The 9,149-nt window shown below is 60.4% G+C and carries 9 protein-coding genes; 1 reads left to right on the forward strand and 8 read right to left on the reverse strand.

From position 1 onward, the window contains the following. Nucleotides 1-653: phosphomannomutase/phosphoglucomutase (gene manB, locus JJE47_14155; GenBank protein ID MBK5268565.1), on the reverse strand; the 653-nt coding region annotated here is incomplete at its 3' end. Between the two features lie 48 nt (nt 654-701). Between manB and JJE47_14160 the strand changes: the two genes are divergently transcribed. Next, nucleotides 702-1,427, forward strand: a complete 726-nt coding sequence (locus JJE47_14160) for a glycosyltransferase family 2 protein (protein ID MBK5268566.1) — start codon at nt 702-704, stop codon at nt 1,425-1,427. On the opposite strand, the gene JJE47_14165 is transcribed toward JJE47_14160, so the two are convergent. From JJE47_14165 to JJE47_14195, 7 genes are all read right to left on the reverse strand, one after another. Then, nucleotides 1,376-1,822, reverse strand: a complete 447-nt coding sequence (locus JJE47_14165; protein ID MBK5268567.1) for a GtrA family protein — start codon at nt 1,820-1,822, stop codon at nt 1,376-1,378. The two genes, JJE47_14160 and JJE47_14165, sit on opposite strands and share 52 nt — an antisense overlap. Then, the gene (locus JJE47_14170) at nt 1,819-4,068 is read right to left on the reverse strand and encodes a hypothetical protein (protein ID MBK5268568.1); all 2,250 of its coding nucleotides are present in this window, start codon (nt 4,066-4,068) and stop codon (nt 1,819-1,821) included. Before JJE47_14170 ends, JJE47_14165 begins: the two co-directional genes overlap by 4 nt. 295 nt (nt 4,069-4,363) lie before the next feature. After that, entirely contained in the window at nt 4,364-4,636 is a 273-nt protein-coding gene (locus JJE47_14175; GenBank protein ID MBK5268569.1) for a hypothetical protein, read from the reverse strand. A 5-nt stretch (nt 4,637-4,641) separates the two neighbouring features. Continuing rightward, nucleotides 4,642-4,866 (reverse strand): DUF3499 family protein, encoded by a 225-nt coding sequence (locus JJE47_14180; protein ID MBK5268570.1) that lies wholly within the window; start codon nt 4,864-4,866, stop codon nt 4,642-4,644. Nucleotides 4,867-4,954: 88 nt separating this feature from the next. After that, nucleotides 4,955-5,338 carry a hypothetical protein gene (locus JJE47_14185; protein ID MBK5268571.1) on the reverse strand — a complete coding sequence of 128 codons (384 nt, stop codon included), beginning with the start codon at nt 5,336-5,338 and terminating at the stop codon, nt 4,955-4,957. Further along, a complete protein-coding gene (locus JJE47_14190; GenBank protein MBK5268572.1) occupies nt 5,331-6,611 on the reverse strand; it encodes a hypothetical protein in 1,281 nt (426 codons plus the stop codon). The genes JJE47_14185 and JJE47_14190 overlap by 8 nt, the downstream gene beginning before the upstream one ends. Further along, nucleotides 6,608-9,149 (reverse strand): glycosyltransferase family 2 protein (locus JJE47_14195; GenBank protein MBK5268573.1); only part of this gene is annotated, 2,542 nt, incomplete at its 5' end. The genes JJE47_14195 and JJE47_14190, both read right to left, overlap by 4 nt.

Below are 9,149 nucleotides of genomic sequence, written 5' to 3' on the forward strand. Positions count from 1 at the left end.
AACGTCCCATCAGGCTCAAGATAAAGACCAACCAGTGAAGCAGCCATTCGGGCAAAGACGTCCTCGACCACGACTCCTGCCATCCCATTGCCTCCATCGACCGCCACTTTCAGGTCGGAGATGGCTGCGGCGTCGACAATCGAAAAGAGATGATCAATGTATCCAGCTGCGATCGAGACCGCATGACGCCCACCTTGCGAAGCGACGTCTGGCAACGACTCCCCCGCCATCTGGCGAATATCGATGAGGCCGGATTCAACCCCGATTGGCCTGGCACCAGGGCCACACAACTTGATCCCGTTGTATTCAGATGGGTTGTGCGAGGCCGTGATCATGACTCCTGGCACCTCTCCAGCACCCGAGGCGTAGTAGATCATGTCGGTAGCCACCTCACCGGCATCGGCGACATTCAAGCCCCCGACCTGGATTCCAGTCATAAGAGCATCTGCCAACCATGGCGAAGAGTCGCGACAATCACGCCCGACGACGACCTCGAGGACGTTGGGATACTGGGCGGAAATGAACCCGGCAAAGGCCCGGCCGATGGCCCGAGCCGCCTCGCTGTCAAGCTCACCAGTGTCGGTTCGCCCACGTATGTCATAGGCCTTGAAGATGGCGTCGAGCTGAATCGGAGACTCCGTTGGCAGGTTCAACCATGATAGGCCGGATCCAGATCGTCTGGCTGGCTCTAGACTCTGACGATGCCTTTGCTATCCATTGTTGTGCCGGTTCACAACGAGGCCGCCTACATCGCAGACTTCCTTCCGGCCATGACCAACGAAATCGTCGACGCCACCGGCAGTCCGCAAGAGTTGATCGTCGTGGAGAACGGCTCGACCGACGGCACCGCCCAACTGGCCAATGATCTCTGCGAGAATCTCCGCACCCTCGGTTGGAAAGCCGAGGTCATTTCGCTGCCGTTCCCCGACTACGGAGCCGCCATGCGAGCCGGCTTCGAACAAGCACACGGCGACTGGGTCGTGAATTTCGACATTGACTATTTCTCAGGCCCGTTTGTTGCCGGTCTGATCGCTACAAGCGCCGATATCGTCATCGCCTCAAAACGGGCCCCTGATAGCGAAGATCACCGCAGTCTGCTGCGCCGGACTGGCACATTCGGGTTCAACGTGCTCCTTAAATTCCTCGTCGGATCAAAGGTCACGGATACCCACGGAATCAAAGCGTTCCGACGGACGGTCCTCGATTCCATGTTGGACACGGTGCAGTCCAACAAGGATCTCTTCGATACCGAACTGGTCATCCGATCCGAACGAGCCGGCTTCTCCATTGCCGAGGTACCGATCATCGTGGAAGAACGTCGGGCGGCCAGAACTCCCTTTGTGAAGCGAATTCCCCGAACACTTAAGGGACTGGTTCAGCTCCGGGCATCGTTCGAAAGAGAACGTCGGAACACCAGGTCTCGATAACCGGCAAACTTCGGAAAGAGAACCAGCACGGTAGCGGCGACCTTGGCTCCGTTGAAGGCCGCGAGGTTATCTCCGAACCACAGTTCGGCCAGTGCCACAAACCCGGACGTTACGGCCAGGGCGAAGCCATTGACAAGGAAAAACGCCGCCGTCTCCCGCATCGATTTCTTACCATCGGTGATCAAGAAGGTGAAACGACGGTTCATCAAATATGAGGCGCCGGTGGCGGTGGTAAACGCCAGTACAACCGAGACTTGGGAAGAAAAACCCAAACCAGCTTTGAAGACATTGGCCAGCACAAAGTCAAGAACTGTATTCAAGCCGCCAATGACGGCCAGCCTCATGAACTGATTGGCACTGGTCCGATTGAAGAAGCTCAGCAGATAGGCTTTCATGCCTCTTTCCTTCTCGCGACGACAAAGCCGGCTACCAGCAGAACAATTCCGGATGCAGTCATCGCAATACCAACCTTCTCAAAGATGGTTCTTGTGAAATCCATCTCGACGTGACCCTCGGTGGGGACGACGATCATCAACGACGGACTGGCCCTCCACGGCCCGTCTGCTCCAGTGGCTTGCCAGTTTGGAAAGTACGATACCTTCACAAGATGAGGTACACCGATGGCGGTGGTATCGAATTCGAAGTGACCGTTATCACTCAAAACATTCGACACGACCCCGGAATTCTTGAGGGGTGTCGATACGCTCTCAAGCAGAGAAAGGTCGTCGATTCGTGGCCAATCTGCCGGGCCGTCCGCCACCAGCCAATTATCGAGAAGTTCGAGATCGTCGTACCATTCGAGCGCCACATCGTTGAAGTTCGACGCTTCCTCACTTCCCAGGCTTAGCCCACCTTCGGTTTCGAAGACGACCGGCTGATTGACGGCAACGTCGACCAGCTGAGTCGGAGGCAACGCGAAAACCCGGTGCGGGTCGATCCGGGCAATTTCGCGGAGTTCGGGATGGGCGAGCGCCTCCTCGGCTGCCTCAGGAGTAAACGTCACGTAATAATCGACACCGTAGACGGCCAGGTGGGCGATACCGCGATCAAAGTCGAAGTTGTGATAGGTCAAACCAGGAATCGGATTCGATGGTCGGAAACTCATCTCGCCAGCGTTGATGAAGTGAAACGGCGTGGTGATGGATGACTCAAAGAAGAGTCCCTCCATCGAGGCTTGCCGGGTCCAGTAGGGAAACAGCATGAGCGCCATCGGCGTTCCGTACTCGCGGTCCATGTCGTTGTTGGCTTCCCACTGAATTCGCCCAGCCGGTAGGACGTCGACCGCTTCCATGAGTCGTTGGTACTGGTCAAATCCCGGTTTCTGTTCATAGCCGCTGAAGTTCCATGCGGCCCAGCCGGAGACGAAGCTCAATCCGGCCAGCGACTGGACGAGAATGAACCCGCTGGCCAGGAGCACCATCGACGGGCCGGTTTTTACCTTCGCCCCGGCGATCTCCACTCCCCCCCAAACGAGAATCGCCAATGCCGCAACGCCGCCGGCCCACCACTGGACCTCGACCGACCCCTTCCACAATCCCCCCGCCAACGCGACGAGGGCCCCGATCAGCAACGGCGCCTTGAGCCAACCAACTGAAACCCTGGTCGGTAGGCGCCTGGCAACCGCCTTCGATACCACCCCGACCGTGACACCTGTGAGCATCGATATGCCGAAGAACCAGAACGGCAACAACCGACCATTCCAGAGCTTCCAGGTTCCTGAGAACCAACCCATCTGACTGGCGATCGTGGGGACCCAAAAGTACAAGACCGGGATGAACGTCAGGACGATCATCGGGGCCCAGTTCTTGGTTCGTCGGATCAGCCATCCCGCCCCGAACATCGCCGGAGGGAGCAAGAGCCAAATCTCGGCCGGGAGGATCTCCCCCCAGGTCTTCAGCGGCACCCAGCTCATGTCAGAGGTTTGATTGAGCCTGACGATGAGCGGTACGGCCCAGAAACCGGCCACCGCAAAGCCCCACAGCCAGACCACCCCCGTCTTGAGGAACCCCCGCTTCCAGAACAGGATTGGAATGCTCGCCAGCACGAACATCCCAGTCGTAATCACATGCGATAGAGCCGTGCATGCCAGCAACAGGACCGCCAGCGGCACATACCGTGGCGATACCCGGACGGCCTTGATCAGGGTCGCCAGATAGAACAAGCCCAACGCAAAGGACCATGAATATGAGAATTCGCCGGCCATCGTCGACGGAGCATTCCCTCCGAAGATCGTGAACGACTCAATAAAGACAAAGGTCCCACCTGCTACTCCGGCCGCCGTGCCAACCCACCGGTCCAACCCCAAGGCCCGCCCGACCACATATGAGGCAGCCGGAGTAGCCAGCAAACCCGCCACCGTCACGATTTTGAAAGCCACGCCGTACGGAAGCAGCAGATCGAGAAAGACGATGACCAGTGAGGGCAACGGGAAATAGAAGTAGAAGGCCGGGAACCCGGCGAACCAGGCGTCACTCCAGCCGAGGATCTGGAAATTGGGCAGCAGATCGTCGCGCAGGATTGCCGGTCCAAGGACATGGGCGCCCATGTCCCCACCGGTCGGGGTATTGATTGTCAGAATGAGCCAGGGTTGCACGGCGAAGAAAATCGCCGCCGTTACGGCGGCGATTGCAAGTCGCGGCACCCATGGGGACACCGCCTGGTCGGCTGTGCCCGAGGCCCTCCCGCTAGGCGCGGGCCTTCCTGGCGAGTTCCAGTACGTCCGCAAGTGCGATCTCTCGTCCTTGATGGTCCCACCATCGTTCGTCACACTTATGGCATGAGAAAAAATCGATCTCAGTACCGTCCGGTAACTTCTGGTGAATTTCAATCACGTCTTCGACGCGGCATGTAGGGCACATCATGTGCGAAAACCTCCAGATAGCAGGACCGCCCGACCGCAGTGTATGCACCCCGGGACCATTACGCCAAGCACCTGACTAGTCCTCCTCGAGGAGCTTGCCGACGTATTTACTGCGGCGCTTTCCGTTCTCGCGCCAATACGCGTACCAGTAGGGACCATGAGGGCAGGTTGTGCAGGTCGGACGACCGCACCGTACCGACTGCTGGCGAAGGCTCACCTTCGGACTCGCCCCGACCTGGGCGATGGCTCCGGTTCGCTCAAGATGGGCTTGGGTGAGAATGAGCAATCGGCGCAGTTCGTGCTCATCGAGATCTTTGATATCGTCGAGGAGATCCCGATCGAGACCCACTGCGCTCAGGCCACCTCGGAGGGAGCGAATAGTCGCACAATATTGCGCCGGTCGGTGAGCGTCCAACCCATTGGAGGGGTAAGCCGATCGGCGTGGGTCGCACACACCGGATACCCGGCCCCGGGGACAACTGACCTCGTAAGGTCATCGAGCCACACCGCACTCTCGGCATAGTTATAGGACATGATCGACCCGGCTGGGGCCCCGCAGCGTGCGCAATGTTCAAGCATGTGGGTGGAGCATATGCACCGTAGCCTCATTCACCAAGCATTTCAGGAAATTTTCTTACGCGCCAGATTGGCGCGTAAGTCGATTTTGTCATTCTCGGGAAAGTTGTAATTTCGCCCGGGCGATTTGCCGGGGAGTGGGAACACCACCGATATCGAACAAAACCTGCCCGGTCCGGCCCGCCACAATCAACCGGGGCACTTCGGAAATCTCAAGGGCATCAAACACATCACCGTTTGAAGCCCATTCGAATTTCCGCACTTCCAGCTCACCGGCGGCAATGGCCGTGGCCGCAGGAATGCACGACGCACAGAGTGCGTCCCCGAAGTACAAAGCCGCGGGGAATGGACCGAGATCGGCCGGTAGCCGGCGGACGGGCGAACGTCTATCAAGCCGTCGTACCAACCAGACACTGAACCCCACCACGGCGGCCACGGCAAGGAGAATGACGAGTCGACCGACCGGTTCACTCATTGACATAGGGCAGTCCAATCGCGTACGCCACTCCGTTTTCGCTCACCGCATACCATCCGACCACCACCGGACCGGTAGCCGAGACCTGCATTCCTCCTTCGGAGACCTGCGCTGAAACGGACGTGACCCCTCCTGCGGCAACCACCACCTTGTCCTGACCGAGACGGCTCACCACCGTGGCGGTAATGTCATCGAGGGTCGGGTTGAGAATCACCACGGTGGTTTCCGGAAGGGCACCGACCCCCGGCAAGAGCCAATCTTTGGCAGACACAGTCGATCCCGCCACGGACGCTCGACCACCCTCACCCCGGCTAACCAAGAAGGCTGCCATGGGACCGTCGGCCTGAACAATGTACCCCTCGCCCGCCGCCAGTTCGATCGTAGCTACCTGTCGAGGATCAACACTCCCCCGATCAAGCTCGTCACCAGCCCCACTCGAAGTCGACCGGCCAACCTGATAACCGATCGGCGTCGCCGACGGGTTCACGAGAACGAGTGTGTTCGCCAGCTCAGGAACCCCCCCGAACGGGAAATACCACTCGCTGGCAGCCGCCACACCAGACAGGACGGCGGCGCCACCGGCGCTTGCTTGCTCAACGAACGTAGGGATCACCCGACCATCGACCTGCTCGATTTCAACCGAGAGCCACTCGCGAAACCCGAGAATGTCCGTCAACGCGATCGTCCGGCCTGACTGCGCCGGAACCGAGACCGCCTCCAGGCTTTGATCCGGTTCGCTCCCGTTCTCGGACAATGCCCGGATCGTCAGCTTGGCGTCTTCCGGGAAAGGGTTGAACAGGCGAAGATCCAGAGTGAGGCCCTCTGCGGTCGAACCGCCCCCGAGCACCCAGACATCTGGCACCGTAGAGGGACAGCTGGCCGCCACAAGACCGAGGACTCCGTCGCCAACAGCCGTGGCTGCGGCCGGTCCTGCGGCGAACTCGACGATCGATCCTTCAACACCCACCGGGAGCACCGAAGCGACCCGCACAGAACCAAAGGGAGCAACCACCCGCGGTTCGCTGGAAACGACTCCCCCGTTCTGCAAGACGGTAACGGTGGCCTGAGTGTCGCGAGATGACGCCAACTGGACCGACATGTCAATCGCAGAGTCCGACCGAACCCATCCGCAGTAGGCAACACTCGTAGCCGAAACCGGCACCTCTATCACACTGCTTGGCACGGTCGGAATCGTCGGCACGGGTCTGGCGGGAATCAACGCGACAAACAGTCCGGCCGCCACGAGACTCAGAAGCAACGTCGTCCGCTTCATGCTCGGTTCCGAACCCCGACAACGGCCGCCAACCCGGCGAGGAGCAAGGCGCCGGCCGCTGCCCAGGCGAAGACCCGTACCAGTTGATCGGTTGAGGCTTCGATCACTCCGGTCGATCCATCCATCACAACCGGCAGGTCCGATTGACCGAATGGAGTCGGATTGACGGCGATCAGCACCTGCGGGGCTGGCTCGCCGACGAAGGTCGCCCCGTCAGCTCGCCACGGCATACCGGACTCGGTTCGGGCCACAAACGCCGGATACACGTTTTCGTATACGGTGAATGCCCCATCACCCACCGCCAGTTCCTTAAGGTCGAGCTTGCTTTCAAATGCCGGGTTCAGCACGGTGGGAGCCGTCGCAACTACCCATCGAATCCCCAACTCGCCAAGGTCCTGACCGGGCCGCAACACATCCTGGTCGACCGCCCTCGAGAGAACCATTTCCAGCTCACGATCCGCTTCGCGGTAGACAGGCAACCACGCTTCGCCGAGGCTCAGCTCGCCATTCATGACCTTATAGGGAACGCCGTTGAGCTGACGAGTTTGCCCTGGCAGGCCAGGGCCGACAAACAGAATCCTTCCGAGTGGAGCATCGCCTGATCGAGCCGCCACCAGTTCGACAACTTCCGAATATCGATCCGCCGGCAATCCCCATCGTCCGGTTCCGATCGTGAGGCCGACCATCACCAGCGCCGCCACAACGGCGACCTGGCTGAGGATCAACACAATTCTGGTGATGCCGGTATGGCCAGGGAGCCCGCCGGCCACCCCACCCACGACCAATGCAGTACCGAGGGCGACCAGCACCATGCCGGCAGCAGACGGCTCCAAGCCATCCGAGATCAATAGGAGAACCGAACCGGCTATCAGAACCAGCGCTCCCACTCCGGCAATATTCAGATACGGTTCGGATCCGGCCAAGACGGCCAGAAACACCCCAACCCCAAGACCGACCACCCACCACAGCGGTGGAGCAAACGGCAAGGCGGATCCCCCGTTGATCACGTCCCCAAGAGCCGAGAACCACAGCCACGGACCCAACACAGCCAGCCCACCGATTCCACCGACCAACGCTCTAATGAGGACGGAAAACTTCGAACCGGTACCAAATACCCCCCACAACAGGGCCACCAGTAGTGCGCCGAACAAGGCCAACGGGGCGAAAGCAGCAACCACGAAACTCGCCAACAGCAAGCCTCCAAGGCGGCCGATCCGTTGGCGGAGTCCCTGCGGCCAGGCGACCACCACACTGGTAATCATCCACGGGGTGGCGGCGATCGCCGGAAACGCCGGCCAGTACCCAGCATCTCCATAGACCACTGCGGCGAGCGTTCCCATCGCGGCCAACCCACCGAGCACCGCCGGAACCCCATCGATCCCGAACGTGCGGAGTAGTCGCCGCATCCCGAAAAGTCCCAGCAGCACCGATCCCGTCACTATCAGCAGCAGCGCAGAATCGGCAAAGACCATCTGCACCATGGCCAGGGCCGCCACGGCCGGATGGCCGGGTCCGGCCGTCCCGAACCCGATCGGATTCCAGGCACCGCCATACGAAGCGATCGCAGAACCGGGAACCTGCGGAAGCGCCAGGACATAGCCGGCCACCGGCATACCCGATAGGAGCAGCGAACGCGTCCCGATGACAACCGCGAACAACGCCGCGATCAGGTAGCCGAAACCCGGTCGCTGCCAGAACATGCGCTCCTCATCCAAACGAGAGGCGAGCCCCAATCGATTTGACCGCGCCCTGGCCCAGATGGTCAGGTCCGACCCCAACTGAGCGAGAGACAATGACCCTGACCGCTGGTACCTGAAGAGTTCTCCGTCGTCGACCTGGACGATCTTGCGCGCCTGACGCCGGGCCACCCAGGTGTTTGGCAGGTGTTTCAGGCTCCACCCGACCCCCATAAGCAGGTCGAGAATCGGCCGTACCTCGAACATGAGCAGGCGACCGGCAGCATCGACCAGCCCAACCAGGACCGCCATTGGCAGAACCCAGGAGGTGGTCCAACCTGAATACATTTTGGCGCTAGCTCGCCATCGGGCCGCCGGCTCGCGCCATGCCGGTAGTTGGGCGTGGCAGGTTCCCGCATGGACAACCTCCGAGGACGGAACAACTGCCACCCTGCCGCCCGCCGAACGGGCTCGACCGGCGAAGTCGATCGCCTGGGTTAGGGGCGGTAGCAATCGATCGGGTCCGCCGAGGCCCTTGAGCAGGTCACGCCGGATCAACACGGATTCGCCCGGAACGAAGGCGACATCTCGAACGACGTCATACTGCTCTTGATCGAGTTCGCCGGACGCCAACCCGGTATCTGCCACCAAAAAAACATCGGTGGATCCACCGACCGATTCGAGTATCGCCGGATTGGCGGCGGTCAAAACCTTGGAACCAACCAGCGAAGCATCGATCTGTTCGGCGGCCTGGACGAGGGCCCGAAGGGCATCGGGCCTCGGTACGGCATCGTCATGGATCAGCCACACGTGGCTGATATCCGGTGTCAACTGCTCGATGAGCTCAGTCGTCGTCTTCACC

The sequence above is a fragment of the Acidimicrobiia bacterium genome, from assembly GCA_016650365.1.
Taxonomy (GTDB): Bacteria; Actinomycetota; Acidimicrobiia; order Spongiisociales; family JAENVV01; genus JAENVV01.